28 protein-coding genes are annotated in these 26,892 nt (G+C 63.8%); 16 read left to right on the forward strand and 12 right to left on the reverse strand.

Annotated elements, in window-relative coordinates:
* Positions 1-26: 26 nt before the first annotated feature.
* From KVP70_RS24050 to KVP70_RS24065, 4 genes are all read left to right on the forward strand, one after another.
* Positions 27-1,397, forward strand: coding sequence for a glutamine synthetase family protein (locus tag KVP70_RS24050; protein WP_217944967.1), 1,371 nt, complete (start codon positions 27-29; stop codon positions 1,395-1,397).
* Positions 1,398-1,491: 94 nt separating this feature from the next.
* Positions 1,492-2,613: an ABC transporter ATP-binding protein gene (locus KVP70_RS24055; RefSeq protein ID WP_217944968.1), complete on the forward strand. Its 1,122-nt coding sequence runs from the start codon at positions 1,492-1,494 to the stop codon at positions 2,611-2,613.
* 12 nt (positions 2,614-2,625) lie between these two features.
* The gene (locus KVP70_RS24060) at positions 2,626-3,534 is read left to right on the forward strand and encodes an ABC transporter permease subunit (RefSeq protein ID WP_217944969.1); all 909 of its coding nucleotides are present in this window, start codon (positions 2,626-2,628) and stop codon (positions 3,532-3,534) included.
* Complete coding sequence (locus tag KVP70_RS24065) at positions 3,531-4,376, forward strand: ABC transporter permease (RefSeq protein ID WP_116992094.1); 846 nt, start codon at positions 3,531-3,533, stop codon at positions 4,374-4,376. The genes KVP70_RS24060 and KVP70_RS24065 overlap by 4 nt, the downstream gene beginning before the upstream one ends.
* On the opposite strand, the gene KVP70_RS24070 is transcribed toward KVP70_RS24065, so the two are convergent.
* On the reverse strand, positions 4,373-5,518 hold the full coding sequence (locus tag KVP70_RS24070; RefSeq protein ID WP_217944970.1) for an MFS transporter: 1,146 nt from the start codon (positions 5,516-5,518) through the stop codon (positions 4,373-4,375). The genes KVP70_RS24065 and KVP70_RS24070 overlap by 4 nt on opposite strands.
* Positions 5,515-7,026 carry a MocR-like pyridoxine biosynthesis transcription factor PdxR gene (gene pdxR / locus KVP70_RS24075; protein ID WP_217944971.1) on the reverse strand — a complete coding sequence of 504 codons (1,512 nt, stop codon included), beginning with the start codon at positions 7,024-7,026 and terminating at the stop codon, positions 5,515-5,517. Before pdxR ends, KVP70_RS24070 begins: the two co-directional genes overlap by 4 nt.
* A gap of 75 nt (positions 7,027-7,101) precedes the next feature.
* Here pdxR and KVP70_RS24080 point away from each other — a divergent pair, with 75 nt between their 5' ends.
* The 9 genes from KVP70_RS24080 to KVP70_RS24120 all read left to right on the forward strand — a co-directional run bounded on the left by KVP70_RS24080 (position 7,102) and on the right by KVP70_RS24120 (position 16,955).
* Positions 7,102-7,854, forward strand: a complete 753-nt coding sequence (locus KVP70_RS24080) for a gamma-glutamyl-gamma-aminobutyrate hydrolase family protein (protein WP_217944972.1) — start codon at positions 7,102-7,104, stop codon at positions 7,852-7,854.
* Positions 7,855-7,873: 19 nt separating this feature from the next.
* Positions 7,874-9,244, forward strand: a complete 1,371-nt coding sequence (locus KVP70_RS24085; protein WP_116992097.1) for a glutamine synthetase family protein — start codon at positions 7,874-7,876, stop codon at positions 9,242-9,244.
* 22 nt (positions 9,245-9,266) lie between these two features.
* Positions 9,267-10,718, forward strand: a complete 1,452-nt coding sequence (locus KVP70_RS24090; RefSeq protein ID WP_217944973.1) for an aspartate aminotransferase family protein — start codon at positions 9,267-9,269, stop codon at positions 10,716-10,718.
* 20 nt (positions 10,719-10,738) lie between these two features.
* A complete protein-coding gene (locus KVP70_RS24095) occupies positions 10,739-12,226 on the forward strand; it encodes an aldehyde dehydrogenase (protein WP_217944974.1) in 1,488 nt (495 codons plus the stop codon).
* A complete protein-coding gene (gene glnT / locus KVP70_RS24100) occupies positions 12,208-13,587 on the forward strand; it encodes a type III glutamate--ammonia ligase (protein ID WP_217944975.1) in 1,380 nt (459 codons plus the stop codon). The genes KVP70_RS24095 and glnT overlap by 19 nt, the downstream gene beginning before the upstream one ends.
* A 9-nt stretch (positions 13,588-13,596) precedes the next feature.
* Positions 13,597-14,934: a glutamine synthetase family protein gene (locus tag KVP70_RS24105; protein ID WP_217944976.1), complete on the forward strand. Its 1,338-nt coding sequence runs from the start codon at positions 13,597-13,599 to the stop codon at positions 14,932-14,934.
* Positions 14,935-14,936: 2 nt separating this feature from the next.
* Positions 14,937-16,298, forward strand: a complete 1,362-nt coding sequence (locus tag KVP70_RS24110) for an aspartate aminotransferase family protein (RefSeq protein ID WP_217944977.1) — start codon at positions 14,937-14,939, stop codon at positions 16,296-16,298.
* Positions 16,299-16,408: 110 nt separating this feature from the next.
* Positions 16,409-16,696 carry a type II toxin-antitoxin system Phd/YefM family antitoxin gene (locus KVP70_RS24115; RefSeq protein ID WP_217944978.1) on the forward strand — a complete coding sequence of 96 codons (288 nt, stop codon included), beginning with the start codon at positions 16,409-16,411 and terminating at the stop codon, positions 16,694-16,696.
* Entirely contained in the window at positions 16,659-16,955 is a 297-nt protein-coding gene (locus tag KVP70_RS24120) for a Txe/YoeB family addiction module toxin (protein WP_217944979.1), read from the forward strand. The genes KVP70_RS24115 and KVP70_RS24120 overlap by 38 nt, the downstream gene beginning before the upstream one ends.
* 44 nt (positions 16,956-16,999) lie before the next feature.
* Here the strand turns inward: KVP70_RS24120 and panB are convergent, their stop codons facing one another.
* The 6 genes from panB to KVP70_RS24150 all read right to left on the reverse strand — a co-directional run bounded on the left by panB (position 17,000) and on the right by KVP70_RS24150 (position 22,364).
* Positions 17,000-17,851 carry a 3-methyl-2-oxobutanoate hydroxymethyltransferase gene (gene panB, locus KVP70_RS24125; protein WP_229225057.1) on the reverse strand — a complete coding sequence of 284 codons (852 nt, stop codon included), beginning with the start codon at positions 17,849-17,851 and terminating at the stop codon, positions 17,000-17,002.
* Between the two features lie 95 nt (positions 17,852-17,946).
* Positions 17,947-18,462 (reverse strand): 2-amino-4-hydroxy-6-hydroxymethyldihydropteridine diphosphokinase, encoded by a 516-nt coding sequence (gene folK / locus KVP70_RS24130; protein ID WP_217944981.1) that lies wholly within the window; start codon positions 18,460-18,462, stop codon positions 17,947-17,949.
* 18 nt (positions 18,463-18,480) lie between these two features.
* Complete coding sequence (pcnB, locus tag KVP70_RS24135; RefSeq protein WP_217944982.1) at positions 18,481-19,860, reverse strand: polynucleotide adenylyltransferase PcnB; 1,380 nt, start codon at positions 19,858-19,860, stop codon at positions 18,481-18,483.
* Positions 19,853-20,524 (reverse strand): histidinol-phosphatase, encoded by a 672-nt coding sequence (locus KVP70_RS24140; RefSeq protein ID WP_217944983.1) that lies wholly within the window; start codon positions 20,522-20,524, stop codon positions 19,853-19,855. The genes pcnB and KVP70_RS24140 overlap by 8 nt, the downstream gene beginning before the upstream one ends.
* Positions 20,525-20,534: 10 nt before the next feature.
* The gene (gene hda, locus KVP70_RS24145; RefSeq protein WP_116992108.1) at positions 20,535-21,221 is read right to left on the reverse strand and encodes a DnaA regulatory inactivator Hda; all 687 of its coding nucleotides are present in this window, start codon (positions 21,219-21,221) and stop codon (positions 20,535-20,537) included.
* A gap of 48 nt (positions 21,222-21,269) precedes the next feature.
* Positions 21,270-22,364 carry an AI-2E family transporter gene (locus tag KVP70_RS24150; RefSeq protein WP_217944984.1) on the reverse strand — a complete coding sequence of 365 codons (1,095 nt, stop codon included), beginning with the start codon at positions 22,362-22,364 and terminating at the stop codon, positions 21,270-21,272.
* 161 nt (positions 22,365-22,525) lie between these two features.
* Between KVP70_RS24150 and purM the strand changes: the two genes are divergently transcribed.
* The 3 genes from purM to hepT all read left to right on the forward strand — a co-directional run bounded on the left by purM (position 22,526) and on the right by hepT (position 24,510).
* On the forward strand, positions 22,526-23,569 hold the full coding sequence (gene purM / locus KVP70_RS24155; RefSeq protein WP_116992110.1) for a phosphoribosylformylglycinamidine cyclo-ligase: 1,044 nt from the start codon (positions 22,526-22,528) through the stop codon (positions 23,567-23,569).
* Between the two features lie 130 nt (positions 23,570-23,699).
* A complete protein-coding gene (gene mntA / locus KVP70_RS24160) occupies positions 23,700-24,107 on the forward strand; it encodes a type VII toxin-antitoxin system MntA family adenylyltransferase antitoxin (RefSeq protein ID WP_217944985.1) in 408 nt (135 codons plus the stop codon).
* A complete protein-coding gene (gene hepT / locus KVP70_RS24165; protein WP_217944986.1) occupies positions 24,097-24,510 on the forward strand; it encodes a type VII toxin-antitoxin system HepT family RNase toxin in 414 nt (137 codons plus the stop codon). Before mntA ends, hepT begins: the two co-directional genes overlap by 11 nt.
* A 40-nt stretch (positions 24,511-24,550) precedes the next feature.
* Here the strand turns inward: hepT and KVP70_RS24170 are convergent, their stop codons facing one another.
* From KVP70_RS24170 to KVP70_RS24185, 4 genes are all read right to left on the reverse strand, one after another.
* Positions 24,551-24,943, reverse strand: coding sequence for an STY0301 family protein (locus tag KVP70_RS24170; RefSeq protein ID WP_217944987.1), 393 nt, complete (start codon positions 24,941-24,943; stop codon positions 24,551-24,553).
* Positions 24,940-25,308: a BPSL0067 family protein gene (locus tag KVP70_RS24175; protein WP_217944988.1), complete on the reverse strand. Its 369-nt coding sequence runs from the start codon at positions 25,306-25,308 to the stop codon at positions 24,940-24,942. Before KVP70_RS24175 ends, KVP70_RS24170 begins: the two co-directional genes overlap by 4 nt.
* 80 nt (positions 25,309-25,388) lie before the next feature.
* Positions 25,389-25,664: a hypothetical protein gene (locus tag KVP70_RS24180; protein WP_217944989.1), complete on the reverse strand. Its 276-nt coding sequence runs from the start codon at positions 25,662-25,664 to the stop codon at positions 25,389-25,391.
* A gap of 9 nt (positions 25,665-25,673) precedes the next feature.
* On the reverse strand, positions 25,674-26,888 hold the full coding sequence (locus tag KVP70_RS24185; RefSeq protein WP_217944990.1) for a 6-phosphofructokinase: 1,215 nt from the start codon (positions 26,886-26,888) through the stop codon (positions 25,674-25,676).
* Between the last annotated feature and the right edge of the window lie 4 nt (positions 26,889-26,892).

Consider the following 26,892-nt stretch of genomic DNA (forward strand, 5'->3'; position numbering starts at 1 on the left):
CTTGATCATGACTACCGAGAGCGAACATGTCTATCCGTGAAAATTTCTCCGATGCCGATATGGACCAGTGGCTCAATGAGAACCGAGTCACTGAAATCGAATGCCTGGTGCCCGACTTGACGGGCGTGGCGCGCGGGAAGATCCTGCCGCGCGCCAAATTCACCCAGGAGCGCGGTATGCGCATCCCCGAGGCGGTGCTGGGCATGACCGTCACCGGCAACTACCCGGCCGAGAACGCGGCCTACGACCGCGCCATCTCCTCCACCGACCGCGATATGATCCTGCGCGCGGACCCCGGCAGCATCACCACCGTCCCCTGGGCCATCGACCCCACCGCGCAGGTGATCCACGACTGCTACTTCGCCGACGGCACGCTGGTCGATTTCGCCCCGCGCTCCGTGCTGCGGCGCGTGCTCAAGCTGTATGCGGACAAAGGGTGGACGCCGGTGGTGGGCCCGGAGCTGGAGTTCTACCTGACCGAGAAGAACATCGATCCCGACCTGCCGCTGAAGGCGCCGGTGGGCCGCAGCGGCCGCGCCGAAACCAGCCGCCAGGTCTACAGCATCGACGCCGTCAACGAATTCGATCCGCTGTTCGAGGACATCTACGACTACTGCGCGCTGATGAATCTCGACGTCGACACGCTGATCCACGAAACCGGCGCCGGCCAGATGGGCCTCAACTTCCAGCACGGCGACGCGCTGGCGCTGGCCGACAACGTCTTCTACTTCAAGCGCACCTTGCGCGAGGCGGCGCTCAAGCACGACATGTACGCGACCTTCATGGCCAAGCCGATGGCGGGCGAGCCCGGATCGGCGATGCATGTGCACCAGAGCGTGAGCGACGCCGCCACCGGCCGCAATATCTTCAGCGCGGCGGACGGTTCGCCGTCGGCCCACTTCCGCCACTACATCGGCGGCTTGCAGCGCTACACGCCGTCGGTGATGGCGATCATGGCGCCGTATGTGAACTCCTATCGCCGCATCGTGCGCCACACGGCCGCGCCGATCAACATCCAGTGGGGCATCGACAACCGTACCGTGGGCTTCCGCATTCCGATATCGGGCGTCGAGCAGCGCCGGGTGGAGAACCGCATCATCGGCGCGGACGCCAATCCCTACCTGGCGATGGCGGTGACGCTGGCCTGCGGCTACCTTGGCCTGGTCGACCAGCTGGAGCCGACCCCGATGACCACCGCCAGCGCCTACGACCATTTGTTCGAGCTGCCGCAGGGGTTGCCGCAGGCGCTGGAACTGCTGCGGCGCGAGGACCGGCTGCGCGATGTGCTGGGCGAGCGCTTCATCGACGTCTACACGGCGATCAAGGAACTGGAACACCAGGAGTTCATGACCGTCATCAGCCCGTGGGAGCGGGAGCACCTGCTGTTGCATGTGTGATTTCGTCATTTATAATCACGGGTTCGGCTAAGCGCGCGGCCTGCGGTCGGCCCGTATTCCAGTAAATTATTAATATCATTTATATTTTAATAACATGACCCAAGAGCGAGAACCCTTCCTGCTGATCCGCAACCTGGTTAAGGAATTCGACGGCGTCCGCGCCGTCAACGATGTGTCGGTGGCGATCAACAAGGGCGAGATCTTTGCGCTGCTGGGGAGTTCCGGCTGCGGCAAGTCCACGCTGCTGCGCATGTTGGCTGGTTTCGAGACGCCGACCCAGGGCCAGATCACGTTGGCCGGCAAGGACATCGTCAGCGTGCCGCCGTACGAGCGCCCGATCAACATGATGTTCCAGTCCTACGCGCTGTTCCCGCACCTTTCGGTATGGGACAACATCGCCTTCGGCCTGCGCCGCGACGGCCTGCCGAAAGACGAAATCGCCGCCCGCGTGGAACAGATGCTGGCGCTGGTGCAGCTGGGCGCCTACGGCAAACGCAAGCCGCACCAGCTGTCCGGCGGGCAGCAGCAGCGCGTGGCGCTGGCGCGCAGCCTGGCCAAGCGTCCGCAGTTGCTGCTGCTGGACGAGCCGCTGGGCGCATTGGACAAGAAGCTGCGCGAACGCACGCAGATGGAGCTGGTCGGCATCATCGAGGAAGTCGGCGTGACCTGCGTGATGGTCACCCACGACCAGGACGAGGCCATGAGCATGGCGACCCGTATCGCCGTGATGAGCGAAGGCCGCATCCTGCAAGTGGGCGCGCCGGGCGAAATCTACGAAACGCCGAATTGCCGCTTCGTCGCGGACTTCATCGGCAGCGTCAATATGTTCAACGGCAGCGTGACGATCGATGAGCCGGACCACGTCATCGTCGACACGACGGAATGCCGCCACTACATCACCCACGGCATTACCGGCACGGTGGGCATGCCGGTGTCGGTGGCGGTGCGTCCCGAGAAAATCGCCGTGCAGGCCGAGGCGCCGACCGCGGCGCAGCGCGCCAACGCCAGCGAGGACGGCTACAACTGCGTGCAGGGCGTGATCACGGCGATGGCCTACTTCGGCAACGAGACGCTGTACCACGTGCGCCTCGACAGCGGCATGGCGCTGAAGGTCTCGCGCACCAACGCGGCCCGCCACGACGATTCGGCGCTCAAGCGCGACCAGCGCGTCTACGCCTGGTGGGACGGCGCCGACGTCGTCGTGCTGACCAGCTAAGGCGGAGCGGCCATGAAATTTCTCAAGAACCTGCTGACCGGGCGTTGGCTCACCGGCCGCAACGTGGTGATCGCCGTGCCTTTTCTGTGGCTGACGGTGGCCTTCCTGGTGCCGTTCCTGATCGTGATGCGCATCAGCTTCACCGAGGCGGACACCGGCGGCAATCCCTTCGGCACTTTGATGACGATGGCAGACGGCGTCATCACGCTCAAGGTCAAGATCTCCAACTACCTGTTCATCGCGCAGGACGAGCTGTATGCGCTGACCTACCTGAACTCGATCAAGTTTGCCGCCATCACGGCCACGCTGTGCCTCATCATCGGTTATCCGTTCGCCTACTTCATGGCACGCGCCAAGCCGACCGTTCGGCCAGTGCTGCTGATGCTGGTGATGATGCCGTTCTGGACCTCCTTCCTGCTGCGCATCTACGCATGGAAGGGCATCCTGGCCAACAACGGCATCTTGAACCACTTCCTGATCAGCGTGGGCGCGATCACGGAGCCGCTGCATCTGATGAATACCCAGTTCTCGCTGATCATCGGCATGGTCTACGCCTACCTGCCGTTCATGATCCTGCCGCTGTACGCCAACCTGGTGAAGATGGACCTGCGCTTCCTGGAGGCTGCGGCCGACTTGGGCGCGACGCCGCTGCAGGCCTTCTGGCGCATCACGGTGCCGCTGTCGAAGTCCGGCATCATCGCCGGCACCATGCTGGTGTTCATCCCGGCGGTGGGCGAGTACGTGATCCCGGAACTGCTGGGCGGCCCGGAAACGCTGATGATCGGCCGCCAGCTGTGGGACGAATTCTTCACCAATAACGACTGGCCGCTGGCGTCCTCGGTGACGGTGGTGGTGATCCTGCTGATCCTGGTGCCGATGGCGATCTTCAATAAATACAAGGCAGAGGAGGACCGCCCATGAAAGGACATTCCAATTTCGTGCAGCGCTGGTTCGGGCGCGGCTGGCTGTCGCTGGGTTATCTGTTCCTCTACCTGCCGATCGTGGTGCTGGTGGTGTTTTCGTTTAACAGCTCGCGCCAGGACATGGTGTGGAGCGGCTTCTCGACCCAGTGGTATGCGGCATTGATGGAGGATACGGAGATCATCAGCGGTTTTGGCCTGTCGCTGCGCATCGCGCTGTTGACGGCTTGCAGTTCGGTGGTACTGGGAACGTTCGCGGCGTTTGTGTTGAACCGCTACCAGCGCTTTGCCGGCCGCACGCTGTTTTCGGGCATGGTCAGCGCGCCGCTGGTGATGCCGGAGGTGATCATCGGCCTGTCGCTGCTGCTGATGCTGGTGTCGGTGCAGAAGGCGTTCGGCTTCCCGGAGCGCGGCCTGGTGACGATCTGGCTGGGCCACACCTTGCTGGGCATGGCCTATGCTGCGGTGGTGGTGCAGTCGCGCCTCCAGGAGATGAACAAATCGCTGGAGGAAGCGGCGATGGATCTCGGTTGCCGTCCGTACCAGGTGTTCTTCCTGGTGACGCTGCCGAACATCACGCAGGCACTGGGTTCCGCGTGGCTGCTGACGTTCACTCTGTCACTGGACGACGTGGTGCTGTCGGCCTTCCTGTCCGGCCCCGGTTCGTCGACGATGCCTATCGTGATCTTCTCGCGCGCCCGCCTGGGCCTGGACCCGCGCGTGAACGCGGTGGCGGCGCTGACCATCCTCGTGGTATCGATCGGCGTGATCGCATCGAGCCTTTACATGGCGCGCAGCGAACGCCTGCGCCAGAAGCAGGTCGCCGCCGCGGCCAAAGGCTAATCGACGTAGCCCTGTTTGTACTCCCACCAGGCGCAGGCGACGAAGATCGCCGCGCCGCACCACAGCACCGCCGGTAACGCATTGATGCCGGCGCTCTGCATCAACAGGCCTGTCACCAGCGGCCCGCCACTGCTGGTGATACCCCAGCTGGCATTGACCACCGCGCTGGCCGCGACCAGCGACTGTCCCTGGAAGCGTGCGCCGCACGCCACCAGCGACAGCATGTAGATCGCCCCCGCCACAGCGCCCAGGATCAGCAGCAGTATCCACCACAGCCACGGCGTGCCCGCCGCGAAAGGCAGCAGCGGCAGCAGCACGCACACCGCGATGCCGCAACCGGTGTGCACGCGCCGGCGCCCCACGTGGTCGGCCAGCCAGCCGAAGGCGAATTGCAGCGCGGTGTCGCCGACCAGCACCACGGTGGCCGACAACAGCGCCAGTTCGGTGAGCATGCCCTGGCGGATCGCGTACAGCGGCAACAGGCTCAATGCCAGCGTATCGAACAGCGCGAAGAAGGCCGCGCCGACGGCGATCATCGGCATGCGCGGCAGCACCGCGCGCCAGGAGACGTGCGGTTCGTCTTCTTCGACCTGGCCGTCATTGGAGATCAACGCCATGCCGGGCAGCGCGAGCAGGAATAGCGCGCCGCAGGCGGCGAACGGCCACGCGACCTTGCCTTCTAGTGCCGCCACCAGCGCAGGGCCTATCAGCTGGAACAGCGTGAACGCGGTGGTGTACATGGCCACCACCCGGCCGCGCGAATTGACAGGTGCAAGATGGTTGACCCAGGCCTCGCCAATGGTGAACAGCACGCCCATGCAGGCGCCGAACACGAAACGGAGCACACCCCACAGCAGCACGTTGTCGGTCGCCTCCATCAAGCCGGTGGACAGCGCACCGATAGCAATGGCGGCCGTCATGCAGCCGCGCGGCCCGTGGCGGGCCACCCAGCGCGAAACGAAGGGTGTGGCGGCCAAGATACCGAAGGCGCTGGCGGCGGTGATGATGCCGATGATGTCGGTGCCGACGCCGCGCTGGTCCAGTCGCAGCGCCGTCAGTGGAATGGTGGCGCCCAGTCCCAAACCGACCACGCCGATGCTGCTGACCAGCGCGCAGAAATCTCGCCAAGGCATGTGCTTCATGCTGGCACTCCCGCCTCGATCAGGTCCGCCAGGATGCGGCCGTAGTGGCTGATCTTCTCCGGCGTGCAGTAGGCGTAGCCGACCAGCAAACCGCGCCTGGTCGGCTGCGCGAGGTAGTAAGTGGAGAGCGCCTTGACGCGGATGTCCAACGCGGCGGCCGTCGCTTCCAGCGCCACGTCATCTGCATCATCGGGCAGCTGGACCACCAGATGCAGGCCGGATTCCTCGCTGGAGATGGTCACCTTGCCGCGCAGCCGGGGCGCGAGCTGCTGCACCAGCGTGCGGCGCAGCAGTTCGCGGCGGGCGCCGTAGGTCTGGCGTATCTTGCGGATGTGGGTGGTGAAGTGGCCCAGCGCGATAAAGTCCGCCAGCACCGCCTGCACCGTCAGCTGGCCGGGCCGCTGAAGATCGTACAGCGCGCTCTTGAAGCCGTCGACCAGCGCCGGTGGCACCACCAGATAGCCGACCTTGATGCCGGGGTAGAGCACCTTGGAGAAGGTGCCCATGTAGAGCACGCGGTCGTCGATGTCCAGCCCTTGCAGCGCCGCCAGCGGGCGGCCGGTGTAGCGGAATTCGCTGTCGTAGTCGTCCTCCAGTATCCATGCGTCCTTGCGCACGGCGATGCTAAGCAGCTCGCGCCGGCGGGCCAGGCTCATGACCGAGCCGGTAGGATACTGGTGCGACGGCGTGGCGTAGATCAGGCGCGGCTTGGTGGCCAGGTCCGACTCGGTCAGCACCATGCCGTCGTCGTCTACCGCGATCGGATGCAGCTTCAGCTCGCGCGACTGGAACACGCGGCGCGCGCCCCAGTAGCCGGGGTCCTCGACCCAGGCGGTATCGCCGGCGTCGGCCAGCAGCTGCGCGCAAAGGTCCAGCGATTGTTGGGTGCCGGCCGTGATCATCACCTGGTCCACCGTCACCTTCACGGAACGCGACAAGCGCAGGTACTCGGTGATGGCCTGGCGCAGCGGCAGGTGGCCGCCGGACTGGCCGTAGTCTAGCAGTTCGGTGCGCGCCTCGCGCCAGATGCGGTTTTGCAGCCGCTGCCAAAGCTTGAACGGGAAGGACGAGAAATCGTCCTCGCCCGGCGCGAAAGGCTGGATCTCGAAGCGCGGACCGGCGGCAAAGCTGGTCAATTCGCGTCCCCGCCGGGACAAGCGCGCCGGGCGGCCCTGCGCTGATCCGCGCGGCGCCGGCCCGGAACCGCGCATGCTGGCGCGCTGCGCCTGCAAGTCCGCCACGTAGGTGCCGCTTCCCAGCTGGCTGGTGACGTAACCCTCGGCCGCCAGCTGCTCGAAGGCGGCGATCACCGTGTTGCGCGAGATCCCCAGGTCGCGCGCCAGGTCGCGGCTGGACGGCAGTTTGCTCCCCGCAGCCAGCAATTGGCGGTGGATCGCGCTCTTGGCCGCCTCGTACAAACGGCGCTGCTGCGGCAGGCGCGGATGGAAGCCGGATTGCGCCAATGTCTGGGCTAGCAGATCGGAAGTTGGGGAAGGTGGATGCGGCATGGGGTTCAAAGTGGTTCCATCAATTTTAAACAAGTGGCACTCACAATGATACCAAAATAGGCATATGATGAAGCCATGCATAGCCCACTTGTCATCGTTCCCGCCTGTGTGAACCGGATCGGCGCCCATGCCAATCACACAGCCCAATTCAAATATGTCGCCGCAGTGGCCGATGGGGCGGGCTGTACGCCGCTCATCATGCCCGCCCTTGGCGCGTCCACCGATTTTGAAACGCTGCTGGCGCTGGCCGACGGCGTCATGCTGACCGGATCACCATCCAACGTGCATGCCAGCCTGTATGGGCAGGAAGTGCTGGACCTCTCGCTGCCGCAGGACGCGGCGCGCGACGCCACCACGCTGCCCTTCATCCGGGCGGCGCTCAAGCGCGGCATACCGCTGCTGGCGATCTGCCGCGGCTTCCAGGAAGTGAACGTGGCGCTGGGCGGCACGCTGCACCAGGCGGTGCACAACGTGGCCGGCATGGCCGATCACCGCGAGCGCAAGGACCAGTCACTGGAGCAGCAATACGCTGCCTCGCACCGCGTGCGATTGGAGCCTGGCGGGCAACTGGCGCGCATCCTGGGCGGCGCGTCCGACATCATGGTCAATTCGCTGCATGGCCAGGGCATCGCCCAACTGGCGCCATCGCTGGTCGCGGAAGCACGCGCCGACGACGGCCTGGTGGAAGCCTACCGCGTAGCAAACGCCAGTAGTTTCGCGCTCGCGGTACAGTGGCACCCAGAGTGGCGCCTGGCGGAGAATCCAGACTCCGTCAGATTATTCAAGGCCTTCGGCGAGGCCTGCCACAACTATAAAAACCAACGCTAGAAAACAAAGAGAGAAAACCATGGCAATCCGCGAGAATTTTACTTATACCGACATGGACCTGTGGCTCAACGAGAAGCACGTCACCGAAATCGAATGCCTGGTCCCCGACTTGACCGGCGTAGCACGCGGGAAGATCCTCCCGCGCGGTAAGTTCACCCAGGAGCGCGGCATGCGCATCCCCGAAGCGGTGCTGGGCATGACCGTCACCGGCAACTGCCCGGTGGAAGACGCAGGCTACGACCGCGCCATCTCCACCACCGATCGCGACATGATCCTGAAGGCCGATCCGACCACCATCACGATGGTGCCGTGGGCCACCGATCCAACCGCGCAGGTCATCCACGACTGCTACTTCTCCGACGGCCGCCTGGTCGATTTCGCGCCGCGCTCCGTGCTGCGCCGCGTACTGAAGCTGTACGCCGACAAGGGCTGGAAACCAGTGGTGGCGCCGGAACTGGAGTTCTACCTGACCGCCAAGAACAGCGATCCCGATCTGCCTTTGAAACCGCCTATCGGCCGCAGCGGCCGCGCGGAAACCAGCCGCCAGGTCTACAGCATCGATGCGGTGAATGAATTCGATCCACTGTTCGAAGACATCTACGACTACTGCGATTTGATGAACCTCGACGTCGACACGCTGATTCACGAAATCGGCGCCGGCCAGATGGAAATCAACTTCCTGCACGGCGATCCGCTCGGCCTGGCCGACAAGGTGTTCTTCTTCAAGCGCACCTTGCGCGAAGCGGCGCTCAAGCACGATATGTACGCGACCTTCATGGCCAAGCCGATGGCGGGCGAGCCGGGTTCCGCGATGCATGTGCACCAGAGCGTGGTCGACGCCAAGACCGGCAAGAACATCTTCAGCGCCGAAGACGGATCGGCCGCGCCGATCTTCAAGCATTACATCGGCGGCCTGCAACGCTACATGCCGTCGGCGATGGCGATCGTCGCGCCTTACGTCAATTCGTATCGCCGCATCGTGCGCCACACGGCCGCGCCGATCAACATCCAGTGGGGCATGGACAACCGCACCGTCGGTTTCCGTGTGCCGGAATCGGGTGTGCAGGATCGCCGCGTGGAGAACCGCATCATCGGCGCGGACGCCAACCCCTACCTGGCGCTGGCGGTCACGCTGGCCTGCGGCTACCTCGGCATGACCGAGCAGCTGGAGCCTACGCCGATGACCGTCGGCAGCGCGTACGACCTGATGGTCGAACTGCCGCAAGGCTTGCCGGAAGCGCTGCAACTGCTGCGCGGCGAGGACAAGCTGCGCAGCGTGCTGGGCGACCGCTTCATCGATGTCTACTCGGCCATCAAGGATCTGGAGCATCAGGAATTCATGACCGTCATCAGCCCGTGGGAGCGCGAGCACCTGCTGCTGCACGTCTGATCATTTAGAGATAGGAGCCATCATGTCGAACAATTCATTGGCGCCAAGCGCCGCATTGGTCGCGTCGGTAAAGACCCCCGCGCGTCCGGAAGTGTATGACACCGCCGCCATCCAGAAGCTGGACACGGCCCACTATATGCACCCCTTCACCGACCACAAGGCGCTCGGCGAAAAGGGCGCGCGCGTGATGGTGCGCGGCGAGGGCATCTATCTGTGGGACTCGCAGGGCAAGAAGGTATTGGACGGCATGTCCGGCCTGTGGTGCGTCAATGTCGGCTACGGCCGCACCAGCATATCCGAGGCGGTGTACAGGCAGATGGAGACGCTGCCGTTCTATAACAGCTTCTTCAACACCACCAATATCCCGGCGGTGGAGCTGGCGGCCAAGCTGGTGAAGATATCGCCGCCGCAGTTCAACCACGTCTACTTCACGGGCTCCGGTTCGGAAGGCAACGACACCAATCTGCGCATGGTGCGCCGTTATTGGGATGTGTTGGGCTACAAGGAGCGCCACACCATCATCAGCCGCCACAACGCCTATCACGGCAGCACCGTGGCGGGCGCATCGCTGGGCGGCATGGATGGCATGCACGCACAGGGCGGCTTGCCGATTCCCGGCATCGTGCATATCGGCCAGCCGAACTATCTGGAATCCGGGCGTGGCATGACGGAGGACGAATTCGGTATCGAAGCCGCATCGTGGCTGGAAAAGAAAATCCTGGAGGTCGGCCCGGACAAGGTCGCGGCCTTCATCGGCGAACCGATACAGGGCGCCGGTGGCGTGATTATTCCGCCGGCCACCTACTGGCCGGAGATCCAACGCATCTGCGACAAGTACGCCATCCTGCTGATCGCCGACGAGGTGATCTGCGGCTTCGGCCGGCTGGGCAAATGGTTTGCGTCCGAGCTGTTCGGCATCAAGCCGGACCTGATCACTTTCGCCAAGGGCGTCACCTCCGGCTATGTGCCGCTGGGCGGCGTGCTGGTTGGCGACCGCGTGGCCGATGTGCTGATCGAGAAGGGCGGCGAGTTCAATCACGGCTTCACCTACTCCGGCCACCCGGTCGCTTGTGCGGCGGCGCTGGAGAATATCCGCATCCTCGAAGACGAGAAGCTGGTCGAGCGCGTCGGCAATGAGACCGGGCCGTATCTGAAAAAGCGTTTTGCCGAGCTGGCGGATCATCCACTGGTTGGCTATGCTGATAGCTGCGGCTTTGTCGCGGGCCTGAACCTGGTGCGCGTCAAAGGCACGACCGTGCACGAGAACGTGCCGTTCGACGAAGAGAAGGCTGTGGGCATGGTCTGCCGTGGCTACATGTTCAACAATGGCATGATCATGCGCGCCGTCGGTGACCGCATGATCATCGCGCCGCCGCTGGTGATGACCTGCGCGCAGATCGATGAGATGGTGGCGCTGATCCGCCACTGCCTCGACCTGACCTACGCCGACCTCCAGCAGCGCGGCTGGCTGTAAATCCTGAAGTGGAGACGAATATGACGACAACATCCTGGCACGAGCGGGCGAGCAGCCTGCAAATCGACGGCCGCGCCTTCATCGGCGGCGAGCGCGTTTGGGCCAAATCCGAACAGCAGTTTGAAAACCTGTCGCCGATCGACGGCCGCAAGCTGGGCATGGTGGCGCGCTGTGATGGCGCCGATGCCGATCTGGCGGTGGCTGCGGCACGCGCCGCGTTCGAAGACCGTCGCTGGGCTGGCAAATCGCCGGCGCAGCGCAAGCGCACGCTGATCAAGTTTGCGGACCTGGTGCAGAAGTATGGCCCGGAACTGGCGCTGCTCGAAACGCTGGACATGGGAAAACCAATCAAATACAGCCAGAGCGTGGACGTGGGCGCGACCGCCAACTGCCTGCGCTGGTACGGCGAAGCGATCGACAAGATCTACGACGAGATCGCGCCGACGGCGGCCAACAGCCTGGCGCTGATCACGCGCGAGCCGGTCGGCGTGGTGGCGGCCATCGTGCCGTGGAACTACCCGATGATCATGGCGGCGTGGAAGATCGCGCCGGCGCTGGCCGCCGGAAACAGCGTGGTGCTCAAGCCGTCCGAGAAGTCGCCGCTGACGGCGCTGCGGCTGGCGGAGATCGCACTGGAGGCGGGCCTTCCGCCGGGCGTGTTCAATGTGCTGCCGGGTTATGGCCACGAAGCCGGCGCCGCGCTGGGCCTGCACATGGACGTGGACTGCATCGGCTTCACCGGCTCCACCCGCATCGGCAAGCAGATTTTGCAGATGGCCGGGCAGTCCAACCTGAAGCGGGCCTGGACTGAATTGGGCGGCAAGTCGGCCAATATCGTTTGCGCCGATTGCCCGGATCTGGACAATGCTGTGGAAGCGGCCATCGGCTCCATCTACTTCAACCAGGGCGAAAGCTGCAACGCGCCTTCGCGGCTGTTTGTGGAAGAGTCGATCAAGGAGCAGTTCCTCGAAAAAGCGATGGCGATGATGCCGGCCTTCCAGCCTGGAGATCCGCTCGACGAGAACACCGTCATGGGCGCCATCGTCGATGCGACGCAATTGAAAACGGTGATGGGCTACATCGAAGCCGGCCAGTCGGGCGGAGCCAAGCTGCTGTCGGGCGGACGTCAGGCACGGACCGATACCGGTGGCTACTACGTCGAGCCAACGCTGTTCGACCAGGTCGACAGCAGCATGACGATCGCGCGCGAGGAGATCTTCGGGCCGGTGCTGTCGGTGCTGAGCTTTACCGATGTGAAGGACGCGGTCAAACAGGCCAACGCCACGCCCTACGGCTTGCAGGCCGCTGTATGGACGGCCGATATCAGCAAGGCGATCCAGACCGCGCGTGCGCTGCGCGCCGGCACCGTGCACGTCAACCAATACGACGGCGACGACATCACCGTGCCGTTTGGCGGCTACAAGCAGTCCGGCAATGGCCGCGACAAGTCGCTGCATGCCTTCGACAAATACACCGAGCTGAAAACCACATGGATACAAATCGGCTAGACAGTACGGCGGCCCGTTCGACGGAAGAGTTGCAGCGCGAGTTGGCCGCGAAAGGCGTGCGCTTCGTGTTCGCGCAGTTCACGGACATCCACGGCGCGGCCAAGGGCAAGCTGATACCGTTGGCGAATCTGGACGATATCGTTGCGCCGGGCGCGGGATTCTCCGGACCATCGATCTGGGGCACGGGCTTGCCGCGCACCGGCCCGCGTTCGGAATATTATGGCCGTGCAGATCTCTCCACGCTGAAGATCATGCCCTGGCTGCCCGGTTACGCGCGCGTGGCGCTGGACGGCAATGTGGCAGGCGAGCCTTTCGACGCATGCCCGCGCCAAGTATTGCGGAAGCAGGTCGAGCGGCTGGCGCAGCGCGGCTGGACCCTGAACGCGGGGCTGGAGCCGGAGTTCTTCCTGCTGCAGAAAGGCGCAAATGGCTACGACGCCGAAGCTGCCGATACGCTGGAAAAGCCATCCTATGACACCAAGAGTTTGCTGCGCCGCCGAGGCTTCATCGAAAAGTTGACCACGTCGCTGGACCAGTGTGGACTGGGCGTGTTCCAGATCGATCACGAGGATGCGACCGGCCAGTTCGAAGTCAATTACAAGTACGCCGACGCGCTCAAGGCGGCCGATAACTTCATGCTCTTCAAAATGGCGGCGCAGCACATCGCCGAAGAGGAAGGCCTGTTGTTTTCGATGATGCCCAAGCCGTTCGCCGATCGTCCCGGCAGCGGCCTGCATTTCCATTTGTCGCTGGCGAATGTCGCCGGCAAGCCCATGTTCGCGCTGGGCGAAGAGAAAGAGCAGGGTAGGCGCGGTCTCGGCCTGTCGTCGCTGGCCTATCACTTCATGGCGGGGCTGCTGCATCACGCGCCGGCGCTGACCGCCTTGTGCGCGCCGACCGTCAATTCGTATAAACGATTAATGTGCGGGCAGTCGCTGTCCGGCACCAGCTGGGCGCCGGCCTTCATCGGCTACGGCGACAACAACCGCACCACGGTTGCGCGGGTGGTCTACCAGCGCATCGAATGGCGCTTGCCGGACAGTTCGGCAAATCCCTACCTGGCGCTGGCAGGCGTGATCGCGGCAGGATTGGACGGCATCGACCGGGCGCTGGAAGCCGCAGAGCCGGTCAATCAGGATGTGTACGAAATGTCCGACGCCGCGCGCGCCGAGCTGGGACTGAAGCTGTTGCCGCAAAATCTCGGCGTAGCCGCCGCCGCGCTGAAGGCCGACACCGTGCTGGCCGAAGCGTTGGGCGTTGACATCGTCAATGAGTTTGTAGCGCTGAAGAGCGCCGAGTGGATCGAATACAGTCAACACGTCAGCGCATGGGAAACCACGCGCTATCTCGACCGCTTCTAGGAGCAAGCAATGAGCCAGGCCATGAAGGATTTTCTACGTGACCGCAACATACACGAAGTGGAGTGCGTGATCGCCGACATGACCGGTATCGCTCGCGGCAAGATCCTGCCCAAGGACCTGTTCCTCAGCGAGGGCGAGATGCGTCTGCCGAAGAGCGTATTGCTCAACACCGTCAACGGCGAGCAGCCCAACAATCTTCCCTATACCGGCGCCACCGATCCCGACATGATCTGCGTGCCGGACCTGGCCACGCTGCGGCAGGTGCCGTGGGCTGCGGAGAACGTCGCGCTGGTGATCCACGATTGCCAGAACTTCGACGGTTCGCCGGTTGGCCTGTCGCCGCGCGCGGTGCTGCGCAAGGTGCTCAAGTTGTACGCGGAACGCGGCTGGCAGCCGGTGGTGGCGCCGGAGATGGAGTTCTACCTGGTCGCGCGCAGCAGCAATCCGCACGAGCCGCTGACGCCACCGCTGGGCCGCAGCGGCAAGACGGAATCCGGGCGCCAGTCGTACTCGATCGACGCTGTCAACGATTTCGATCCCTTCTTCCTGGAGCTCTCGACCTTCTGCAAGCAGCACGAGTTGGGCGTGGAGACGCTGATCCATGAAGCGGGCGCCGGGCAAATGGAGATCAACTTTACGCACGGCGAGGCGCTGGAGCTGGCCGACCGCGTGTTCCTGTTCAAGCGCGCGGTGCGGGAGACGGCGCTGCGGCATGGGATCTTCGCCACCTTCATGGCCAAGCCGATGGAGACGGAGCCAGGCAGCGCGATGCATATCCACCAGAGCATCCTGGATGCCGCGACCGGCGCCAACATCTTCAGTCGCGCCGACGGTGAGGCCAGCGATTTGTTCTTCAACTATATCGCGGGGTTGGAGCGGTACGCGGCGGCGGCCACGCTGCTGTTTGCTCCGCACGTGAATTCGTATCGCCGACTGTCGCGCTTCATGTCGGCGCCGACCAATGTGCATTGGGGTTACGACAACCGCACCTGCGGCATCCGCATCCCGAACTCGGCGCCGCTCAACCGGCGCGTGGAGAACCGTGTGCCGGGTGTGGACGTCAATCCCTACCTGGCGATGGCCGCCACGCTGGCCTGCGGTTACCTCGGCATGACGCAGGGCTTGACGCCATCGCCACCGACCGCCGACAGCGCCGAGCATGTGCACGACCAGCTGCCGCGCAATCTGGAGGACGCCATTCTGCGCCTGCGCGAATGCCAGCCGCTGAGCGAGATCCTGGGCGAGCTGTTTGTGCAGGCCTTCTGCGAAGTGAAGGAGCTGGAATTCGCCACCTACAGCCGCGTGATCAGCTCATGGGAGCGCGAGCACTTGATGCTGCTGGTGTGACCATGGCCGGCACTCGCGACGGCTTGAACTGGCCCCGCGCGCAAGCGCTGGCCGCCGCTGAACGCGCCAGCTACATCGCACGCAATCCCGAATCGGCGCGCCTGGCGGGGCAGGCCGCGCAGCACTTGCTGTTCGGCGTGCCGATGCACTGGATGAACGACTGGTCCACGCCGTTCGCGCTGACGGTGCGCGAAGCATCGGGCGCGCGCTTCCGCGACGCCGACGGCCATAAATACATCGACTTCTGCCTCGGCGATACCGGCGCCATGTTCGGCCATGCGCCGCCGCCGGTGGCGCAGGCGATAGCGCGTCAGGCTGCGCGCGGCTACACCGCCATGCTGCCGTCGGAAGACGCCGCGCCGGTGGCGACGGAACTGGCGCGGCGATTCGGCCTGCCGTACTGGCAGTTCGCCTTGTCGGCATCCGACGCCAACCGCTTTGTGCTGCGCTGGCTGCGCGCCGCGACGGGCCGCAGCAAGGTGCTGGTCTTCAACGGCTGCTACCACGGCACGGTGGACGACGTGTTTGTCGATCTGGTGGACGGCGTGCCGACGCAGCGCGACAGCCTGCTGGGGCAGGTGCACAAGCTGACGGATCACACGGTGGTGGTGGAGTTCAACGATCTGCCGGCGCTGGAGGCGGCGCTGAAGCAGGGCGACATCGCCTGCGTGCTGGCCGAGCCGGTGATGACCAACATCGGCATGGTGCTGCCGCAGCCGGGCTATTGGGAGGCAGCGCAGCAGCTCATCAAGCGCCACGGCAGCCTGCTGGTGATCGATGAAACGCACACCATCAGCAGCGGCCCCGGAGGCTACGCGCAAGCGCACGGCATGCAGCCGGACGCGCTGGTGGTCGGCAAGCCGATCGGCGGCGGCATTCCTTGTGCGGTCTATGGATTTACCGAGGAGCTGGCGCGACGGGTGGAGCAGGCCAAGCACGATGCGCCACCCGGCCACTCCGGCGTCGGCACCACGCTGAGCGCCAACATGTTCGCCATGGCCGCGATGCGCGCCAATCTGGAGCAGGTGATGACGGAGCAGGCCTACCAGCACATGTTCGCGCTGGCAGCCCAACTGGCGGAAGGCCTGCGCGCCGTGATCGAGCGCCATCAACTGCCATGGTGCGTCACCCAAATCGGCGCCCGCACCGAATTCCAGTTCGCGCCCACCGCGCCGCACAACGGCACGCTGGCGCAAGCGATACTGGACAGCGACCTTGAGCGGATCATCCACCTTTACCTGCTCAACCGCGGCCTGCTGATCACGCCGTTCCACAACATGCTGCTGGTCTGCCCTGGGACGAATGAAACTGATGTGGAGCGCCTGTTGTCCACATTCGAAGACTGTGTCGGAAATATTATTTAGCCGATCATGTTTCGGAAAAAACCAAGACTTGTACAATGATTGACCAAAAAAGCCAATACTTGTACAATGTTTTTTAGTCTGTACTTTTCTAGATTCTCGGAGTTATCACTATGAACATCCTAACTTTTAGCGAGGCGCGCGCCGGACTGAAAGCTGCGATGGACGACGTTTGTACCGACCACACCCCGACAGTCATTACGCGCCAAGGCGGCGAGCCGGTGGTGATGATGTCGCTGGCTGATTTCAACAGTATCGAGGAAACGCTTTACCTCCTCGGTTCTCCGAAAAACGCCAGCCGGTTGATGGCGTCGTTCGAGCAGCTTAAGGCTGGTAAGTCCAGGACCAGGGAACTTATCCGTCATGACGAACAAAAAAACAAGCAACAAAAAGCAAGCTAGGCAAAGCGTAGTGGCGTTTACGGATAGTGGCTGGGAAGACTATCTGGCCATGCAGAAGGATGAGCCCAAGTTGGCTCAAAGAATCAATGAGCTGATCGACGCCTGCCTGGCCGACCCTTTAAAGGGAATCGGCAAGCCGGAGCCGCTGAAGGGGAATTTGACGGGGTTATGGTCGCGCCGTATCGACCTTGAACACCGCCTGGTTTATGCGGTCATGGACGACACGATACACGTCGTGGGCTGTCGGTTCCACTACTAGGCTGAATCAGGCGCAGCTTCAAGGCTGCGCCTTTTTTACGTCGCTTAGAAGCAGTGCTCCAGCGCCGGGAAGCTGCCGTCCTTGACGGCGGTGACGTAGGCGGTGACGGCGTCGTCGATGCTGGTCTGGCCTTCCATGAAGTTCTTCACGAAGCGCGCTTTGCGGCCTGGGAATACGCCCAGCAGATCGTGCATCACCAGCACCTGGCCCGAGCAGTCGGGGCCTGCGCCGATGCCGATGGTCGGCACCGACAGCAGCTCGGTGACTTCCTTGCCTAGCTGCGCAGGGATGGCTTCCAGCAGCACCATCGCGGCGCCGGCGGCCTGCATCTTCAACGCGTCCGCCTTCAGCAGGTCGGCGCTTTCCGTGGTCTTGCCCTGCACCTTGTAGCCGCCCAGCTGGTGCACCGATTGCGGCGTCAGGCCGAGGTGGGCGCAGACCGGTACCGCGCGGTCGGTCAGGAAGCGCACGGTGTCGGCCAGCCAGGCGCCGCCTTCCAGTTTGACGATGTGCGCGCCAGCCTGCATCAGTTGCACGGCGTTGGCGTACGCGGTTTCCGGCGTGCCGTAGGCGCCGAACGGCAGGTCGGCCATGATCATCGCCGACTTGCTGCCGCGCGCGACGGCGGCCGTGTGATAAGCCACTTCGGCCACTGTCACCGGCAGCGTCGACTGATGCCCATTGCAGACCATGCCCAGCGAATCGCCGATCAGCAGGATCTCGACGCCGCAGCGGTCCATCAGCGAGGCGAAGCTGGCGTCGTAGCAGGTCAGCATGGTGATCTTTTCAGCGGCCGCGCGCAGGGTTGCCAGCGTGGTTATGGTGACTGCCTTGTTGGCGACCGCTTTGGCCGGTGCAGGTGCTGTGGTGGCGGCAGGCTTTTGGCTCGCGGCCATTTCGTTTCCTTGCAAATAACCAGACATGGGAAATCCTTTAAAGATGTGATGACACGGCGATAGTGTAGTCCCGAATGCTATCGCGTGCAGGGGAGTCAAATACTGGGGCTGATGCCCTGATCGGCTACCGCGGCGGCATAGTCCTGCGCCGCGCCGCGCCCGGGAATGTGGATCGCCGGCGCCAGTTCCAGCAGCGGCACCAGCACGAAGGCGCGCTCCGTCATGCGCGGATGCGGCACCGTCAGCGTGGCGCTGGCGATCTGCCGGTCGCCGTACAGCAGCAGGTCCAGGTCCAAGGTGCGCGGGGCGTTGCGGTAGGGCCGTTCGCGGCCGTGCGCCTGCTCGATGCCGTGCAGCGCTTGCAGCAGCGCTTCGGCGTCCAGCGTGGTGGCGATGCGGGCCACGGCGTTGATGTAGTCGTCGCCGCTCGAATCGATCGGCGCGGTGCGGTACAGGCCCGACGCCGCCATCAGCGTGCAGCCGGGCAGGCCTTGCAGGCGCTCCAGCGCGTCGGCCACGTTGCCGCGCGCATCGCCCAGGTTGGCGCCGATGCCGATGTAGGCGATGGTGAAGGCGAAGCCGTCTTCACCTGATTTGCCGACGATGCTCATGATGCGTAGCGGTGCAGTTTATTCAGCGCCGCCGTCGCCGCCGGCGTTGCCGCCTTCAGCGCCGCCCTTGCTGCGGCCACCGCGACGCGGTGCGCGCTTGCGCTTGGCGCCGCCGGCGCCCGCAGGCTGGTTGGCCGTGGCGATCAGGTCTTCGCGGGTGGCTTCGTCGCCTTCATAGAACGCGGTCCACCATTCGCCCAGTTCGGCGTCGATCTCGCCCGAGGCGCAACGCAGCAGCAGGAAGTCGTAGCCGGCGCGGAAGCGCAGGTGCTCCAGCAGCTTGTGCGGCGACTTGCCGCTGCGGCGCTCGAAGCGCGGCTGCATCGACCAGATGTCGCGCATGTCGGAGCCGATCTTGCGCTGCAAGGCCAGCTTCTCGGTTTGCGAATCGAGTACGTCGTCGGCGGCCAGGTGCAGCGCGGGGATGGTCTGCTCGCCGGCGGCGCGGTAGGCGGTCCACTTCTCCAGCACCTGGTGCCACAGCAGCGACGCAAACAGGAAGCCCGGCGACACCGTCTTGCCGGCGTGGATGCGGGAGTCGGTCGAATCGAGCGCCAGCGTCACGAACTTGAAGCCCAGCGGCTGCTCCAGCACCACGTCCAGCAGCGGCAGCAGGCCGTGATGCAGGCCTTCCTTGCGCAGCTGTTGCAGACAGGCCAGCGCCTGGCCGCTCATCAACAGCTTGAGCATCTCGTCGAACACGCGCGCCGCGGGCACGTTGTCGATCAGCGAAGCCATGACCGGGATCGGCGCGCCGGTATTCGGCTCGATGGTGAATTTGAGCTTGGCGGCGAAGCGCACCACGCGCAGCATGCGCACCGGGTCTTCGCGGTAGCGCGCTTCCGGCTGGCCGATGATGCGCAGCGTCTTGGCGCGGATGTCTTCCACCCCGCCGTGGTAGTCCAGCACCTGCTGGTTGGCCGGGTTGTAGTACATGGCATTGATGGTGAAGTCGCGCCGCACCGCGTCCTCCGCCTGCGAGCCGAACGTGTTGTCGCGCAGGACGCGGCCATGTTCATCCTTGGGCGCGTTGTCCAGCGTGGTGCCGCGGAAGGTGGTCACCTCCAGCAGATCCTGGCCGAACATCACGTGCACGATCTGGAACCGTTTGCCGATGATGAAGGCGCGGCGGAACAGGCGCTTGACCTGCTCCGGCGTGGCGTTGGTGGCGATGTCGAAGTCTTTCGGCTTCACGCCCAGCAGCAGGTCGCGCACGGCGCCGCCGACCACGAAGGCTTCGTAGCCCGCTTCCTGCAGAGTGCTGGTGACGCGCACCGCGTTCGACGACAGCAGGCGCGGATCGATGCCGTGGGCTTCAGGGCCCAGTATCACCGGCGTGTTGGTGTCGCGTGCCTTGCTCTTGGTGCCGAGGATTTTGCGGATCAGTTTCTTAATCATTGAATAGGTCAATTAATGGCCAGCCTTGGGCTGTGGCGTGCGTTTTCAGTGCGGCGTTGGGGTTGGTCGCCACCGGGTGGCTGACGATGGACATCAGCGGCAGGTCGTTGTGCGAATCGCTGTAGAAGTGGACGGTGCCGAAGTCTTCCAGCTTTTTGTCCATCTTCGCCAGCCAGGCCTTGGTGTGCGTGACCTTGCCCGCGCCCTGGGTCGGCGTGCCGAGCAGCCTGCCGGTCAGCTTGCCGTCGGCGTCCGTTTCCGGCATGGCCGCGATCAGGTGCTCCACGCCCAGCGCCTTGGCGATCGGCGCGGTGACGAAGTGGTTGGTGGCGGTGACGATGGCCACCAGGTCGCCGGCGTCGATGTGCTTTTGCAGCAGCGCGCGCGCCGACGGGCGGATCGCCGGCAGCACCACTTCGGCCATGTACTGTTCCTGCATCGCCTGCAGGCGCTCGCGCGGGAAGGAGGCCAGGGTGCCGAGCGAGAACTCCAGGTATTCCACCGGGTCCAGCGTGCCGGCCTGGTACTGGGCGAAGAATTCATCATTGCGGCGGGCGAATTCGGCGGCGTCCACGGCGCCGATGCGCATCAGGAACTGCCCCCACTCGTAGTCGGAGTCGATCGGCAGCAGCGTGTGGTCGAGGTCAAACAAGGCTAAGTTCATGCAGGATTCGTCATTCTTTAGCTTCCGCCTGCAACCACTCGCGCAACAGCGGCAGGGTGATCGGGCGTTGGGTTTCGAGGGAATATTGGTCCAGCGAGTCCAGCATCGTCGACAGCGATCGCATGTCGCGCTGAAAATGGGACAGCAAGTAGGGTATCACGCCGGGCGACAGCGTCAAGCCGCGGGCGGTGGCGGCGGCGGTCAGCGCGGCCACCTTTTCGTCGTCGGTCAGGCCGTGGATCTGGTAGATCAGGCCCCAGCCCATGCGGGTGCGCAGGTCCTCGCGCACCGGCAGCACCGCCGGCGCCACCGCGCCGCTGCACACCATGAAGGCGTGGTTGGCGCGGATTTCATTGAACAGGGCGAAGGCGTCGATCTGCGCCAGCGGCGACAGCTTTTCGCAGTCGTCCAGCAGGTACAGGTCCACCTCCGGCGAGTAGACGAATTCGGACTCGATGGAAAACGGCGAGATATAGCGCGCGCGCAGCTGCTCGGCTTCGCCGCCGGCGCTGGCCAGGGCCTTGAGCAGGTGGGTCTTGCCGACGCCGCCCGCGCCCCACAGATAGGCGAAGTGCTCGCGCGACGTGCGGTCGGCGAACTGCGCCATCAGCGCTGCCGCTTCGGCATTCTGTCCCACCTCGAACGATGCGAGGCTGTGCGCCTGGTCTGCGCCTAAATCGAGCACCAGCTGTTTCATGGCGTTCGCCTGTTCATGATCTTTTGCATAACGTTTTTCTGTTCGACGTCACGCATTATAGAAGCTGCTGCTCAGGTAGTGGCGGCGGAGATGCTTAAATGCCACCATCAGCACCGCCGAAGCGGGTAATGCGAGCAACACGCCGACAAAGCCGAACAGCTGGCCGAAGGCCAATAAAGCGAAAATCACCGCAAGCGGATTGAGGCCGATGCGCTCGCCCACCAGGCGCGGCGTGAGGAAAAAGCCCTCCAGCACCTGGCCGGCGCCGTAGATCACGGCCACCGCGATCACGCCGCTCCAGTCGGTAAATTGCAGCACCGCCGAGATCAGCGCCAGCACCAGGCCTAGGCCGAAGCCCAGGTAGGGGATGAACACCAGCAGGCCGGTGATGATGCCGACCGGCAGCGCGACGTCGAAGCCGGCGATCGCCAGCGCCACCGAGTAGTACACCGCCAGCACGAACATCACCAGCAGCTGGCCGCGCAGATACTGGGCCAGCAGGGTGTCGACTTCCTCGGCCATGTCCATGGTGGCGACTATCCAGCGGCGCGGCACGCAGCCGGCGATACGGGCCAGCATCGGGTGCCAGTCCAGCAGCAGGTAGAACAGCACCACCGGGATCAGCACCAGCGTGGCGATCCAGCCCAGCACCGCGGTGCCGCCCACGCGCGCCGAATTGAGCACCGCGCTCCAGATCTCTTCGCCGCTGGTGGACATCTGTTGCGACACCAGCTTCTTGATGCCGGCGCTGTCGAGGCGTACCTTGACGCCCATTTCCTGTAATTTGGGACCCAGCAGGTCGTTGGCCTTGGCCAGGAAGGCGGGGATCTGCGCCTGCAGCAGGGGGATTTCCTTTTGCAGCACCGGCACCACGATCAGCACCAGCGTGGCGATGGCGGCGAAGAACAGCACCACCACCACCAGCACGGCCAGCGCGCGCGGCACCCGCAGGTTCAGTCGGCCCAGCCGCGGATGCAGGTGGTCGAGGAAATCGACGCCCGGATTGAGCGCGTAAGCGAGGATGGCGGCGGCCAGGAAGGGCGTCAGCACCGGTCCCAACGTGACCAGCAACAGGAAGAATGCCGCCCAAACCGCTACCCAGAATGCCGTTTGCTTTTGCTCTACCGAGAGGGGAAATGGCATGGAAAGTGATTTAGATGGTTAAAAACGGCTGTTGGACGGGGCATTTTGATAAAATAGCGGATTGACCGGGTTGTTGTGCAGCTTTTTGCGCATTTTCGTAGCTTTTTACTACGAAACAGGTCTCCGCCTTCTATTTTACCGCCTCCGCTGCGAAATACACCATGAGCCAAACTTCTAATGTTTCCCTGTCCTACCGTGACGCCGGCGTCGATATCGACGCAGGCGACGCTTTAGTCGAAGCGATCAAGCCTTTTGCCAAGCGCACCATGCGCGAAGGCGTGATGGGCGGCTTGGGCGGTTTCGGCGCCATGTTCGAGATCAGCAAGAAGTACAAGGAGCCGGTCCTGGTCTCCGGTACCGACGGCGTGGGCACCAAGCTGAAACTGGCGTTCGAGCTGAACCGCCACGACACGGTCGGCATCGACCTGGTCGCGATGAGCGTCAACGACATCCTGGTGCAGGGCGCCGAGCCGCTGTTCTTCCTCGACTACTTCGCCTGCGGCAAGCTGGACGTGGCCATCGCGACCGACGTCATCAAGGGCATCGCCCAGGGTTGCGAACAAGCCGGTTGCGCGCTGATCGGCGGCGAAACGGCGGAAATGCCTTCGATGTACCCGGCCGGTGAATACGACCTGGCCGGCTTCGCGGTCGGCGCGGTGGAGAAGTCGGCCATCATCGACGGCACCAAGATCGCTCCGGGCGACGTCATCCTGGGCCTGGCTTCGTCGGGCGTGCACTCCAACGGCTACTCGCTGGTGCGCAAGATCATCGAAGTGGCCAAGCCGGACCTGGAAGGCGACTTCCACGGCCGCAAGCTGGCCGACGTGCTGATGCAGCCGACCCGCATCTACGTCAAGCCGCTGCTGGCGCTGATGGCCTCGATGGAAGTGAAGGGCATGGTGCACATCACCGGCGGCGGATTGGTCGAGAACATCCCGCGCGTGCTGCAGCCTGGCCTGGTGGCCGAGCTGAACGGCAAATCGTGGACCATGCCTCCGCTGTTCACCTGGCTGCAGCAACACGGCGGCGTCGCCGACGCTGAAATGCACCGCGTGTTCAACTGCGGCATCGGCATGACCGTCATCGTGTCGAAGGAAAACGCCGCCGCCGCCATCGCCCAGCTGGAAGCGGCCGGCGAGACCGTCTACACCATCGGCGCCATCCGCGCCCGCGTCGGCGACGAACACCAGACCATCGTTGTCTAAGCGATAGGCAATTTCCAAGAAGCGGACCACGCCCCGATCGTCGTCCGCTTTTTTACGCCCGCCTTTTGCTGCCCGCCGCCCGCCGCCCCTTGGTGTAAGCTATAGCCACAAGCCGACAGCAGGAGTGACGATGAGCGCGAAGATTTCCGGACAGGCTATCGTGTCCGCATTACGCCAGCGGCTGCCCAAGCTGCTGGCCATTTACCTGTTCGGCAGTCGCGCAACGGGGCAGGCGGGCGCGGACAGCGATCTTGATCTGGCCGTGCTGGTCGAGGGCAAGCTGGACATCCTGTCGACATGGGAGCTGGCGCAATCGTTGGCCGATATCGTGGGTTGCGATGTCGATTTGATCGATCTTCGTGCCGCGTCTACGGTCTTGCAATATCAAGTCATTACCACCGGTTCCCGTTTGTGGAGCAAGGACGTGCAGGCAGCGCTTTACGAGTGCGCTATCCTGAGCCAAAAGACGGAATTGGATACCGCCCGCGCCGGTCTGCTGGAAGACATTGAACGCGAGGGGCACGTATATGGCCGATGATGTGGTCCTTAACAAAGCCGCCACAATAGAACGCTGCGTGGCCCGTGCTCGCGAGGAGTACATGAAAAATCCTGCCACGTTCGGCGATGATCACACGCGTCAGGACGCAGCGATTTTGAATATTCAACGGGCGTGTGAAGCCGCGCTGGATATGGGGCAGCATCTGATTCGCCGTGAGCGACTCGGTGTGCCGCAAAGCGCCCGCGATGTATTCAGCTTGCTGGCGGGTTCTGCCTGGATAGATGCGGGGCTTGCGGATGTAATGAAGCGCATGGTTGGCTTTCGTAATATCGCCGTGCACAACTATCAGGCACTACAGTTGCCGGTCACGGTCGCCATCATCGAAACGCATCTCGACGATTTTCTTGAGTTTAGCCGGAAAATCATTCTGCACGACGTTTAGGCAAAGATGGTCGTTTTTCCTGCCCGAGCAGACGCGGTGGCTATTTGCAATGAAAACTAAATACCTGGTCCGCTTGGCTTAAGGTCGCTGTGCAGCGTTTCACGGCCGGTGCCTCGATCCTTAAGAACCGCTCGGTGCCGCTGAACAGGCAATCAAACTTGTAGGCGTAGTGTGGCGCATCGGCGTTCATGCGCCAGGTTTGCAGAAGTTTGCCGCCGCGTTCGCGTTCATTGTCAGGGACCATAATAGGCAATGGACCAGTGTCGTCAATTTTTTCACCGGCTGGATGGGAGAGTATGCGCACCGATACAAGTTTGGCATTTTCCAGGCCCCATGAATCAGGAGCGACAGCTGGGCAGGCCAACGGTTTGGCAAAGGCAGGCGCCATCACGAGCAGCGCAATTGCGGAAAAAGAGCGGACTGAGATATTCATTCGACGACCGAATAGAGTTCCGGCCGTTGGGCGGCGCCGATTTTCCCGGATCGGCCAAAGCGGATGATACGCGCCACCGGCTTATGCGTGCGCCATTGATCAAGCACCACGATTCCGCCTGGGACCGCCTTGGCGAAAATAGCTGCATGGTTGCCGTGCGCATGGTTCGGATACCTGCCTTTGACGAATGTGGCGATAATGGTGCCTGAGGCGATTCGTCCGGACTTCACGAGTTCAGCCACTTTTTTGCCTTCAGACCAAAGCGAAGCCGCTGGCGCATTTGAAAATTCTTTGACCAACGTAACACACTGGCCATTGCCGACCAGCTCCTTTTGATCTGCATAATCGCGTGCGATATAGGGCATGATGAGCTCCTTTGTCTGGGAGCACAAATCGTAGCGCGGCGGCGTAATCTTGCTTTGAGTTACATTAATCTACGCGGCCTTTATTTGCGCGGCTCCGGCGGTGGCGGCATGCCGCCTTCCGGCACGGCGACCACGCCTTCCCGCATCTTCTTGCACACGCCCTTGACGTCCTCGCCGCGCCGGCCCTTGAACGTCACCTTGACGCCTTCGGCCTTGCCCTTGCAGGCGTCGATCGCTTCCTGCGGCGGGCCGCGCTTGCCGTCGGGCGGCGGCGGCTGGTTGGCGTTCTGCGCCGCGGCGCTCAGTGCTGCACTGGCCACCACGGCCAGCAGCATGCTGCGTTTGAATCGTCCCATCATCATCTCCTATTTTTTCAGAATTTTTTCCACCGGCGACGGCCGCAGGCGGAACGCGTCCGGCATGCCGGAACCCAGCAGCGGGCGCAGGTACAGGCGGAAGGCGTCGGTCACATCGGTGCCGCTGGCGCTGATGAACTCGTCCTCCATCACGCGCGTCTTGCCGGCCACGTCGGACAGCGCCATCAGCTCGTAATCGACCGAGTAGAAGCCGGTGCGCTTGATCGCCACCGAGCCGTCGCGCCCGCCCCACATGGCGAACTGCACCGCCTTCTCGCCGACCTCGCGCGCCTCGCGCTGGTCGACGTCCGACACGCAGCCGATGAACGAGCGCTGCAGATAGCCGAAGGTGTCGCCGCGCACCCGCTTGATGCCCAGCCTGGCCTTGATCTCGTCGCACAGCAGGTCGGCCAGCGCGCCGGTGCCCGACAGCTGCACATTGCCGTGCGCGTCGCGCTCGACCTCCTTGGCCAGCAGGCTGGCGATCGGCTCGCCGGATGCGTCGTGGATGCCCTCGGACACGGCGATCACGCAGCGGCCATAGCGCGCATAGGTGGCTTTGACGTCGGCCAGGAACCGCTCCAGCGAGAACACCCGCTCCGGCAGGTAGATCAGGTGCGGGCCGTCGTCCGGGAACTTCTTGCCCAGCGCCGAGGCGGCCGTCAGGAAGCCGGCGTGGCGGCCCATCACCACGCCCACGTACACGCCCGGCAGTGCGGCGTTGTCGAGGTTGGCGCCGGCGAAGGCCTGCGCGACAAAGCGCGCCGCCGACGGGAAGCCCGGCGTGTGGTCGCTGCCGACCAGGTCGTTGTCGATGGTCTTGGGGATGTGGATGCTGCGCAGCGGATAGCCGGCCTGCTGCGCCTGCTCGCTGACGATGCGCACCGTGTCGGACGAATCGTTGCCGCCGATGTAGTAGAACTGCTCGATCTCATGCGCGCGCAAGACCTTGAAGATTTCCTCGCAATAGGCCAGGTCCGGCTTGTCGCGCGTCGAGCCCAGCGCCGACGACGGCGTGGCCGCCACCAGCTCCAGGTTATGGCTGGTCTCGCGGGTCAGGTCGACCAGGTCTTCGTTGATGATGCCGCGCACGCCATGCAGCGCGCCGTACACGCGGGTGACGTCGCGGAAGCGGCGCGCCTCCAGCACCACCCCCGCCAGCGACTGGTTGATGACGGCGGTCGGCCCGCCTCCCTGTGCGACCAATATTTTTCCCGACGACATGCGC

Origin of the sequence: Duganella violaceipulchra (genome assembly GCF_019166075.1) — a bacterium.
Classification (GTDB): Bacteria; Pseudomonadota; Gammaproteobacteria; order Burkholderiales; family Burkholderiaceae_D; genus Rugamonas; species Rugamonas violaceipulchra.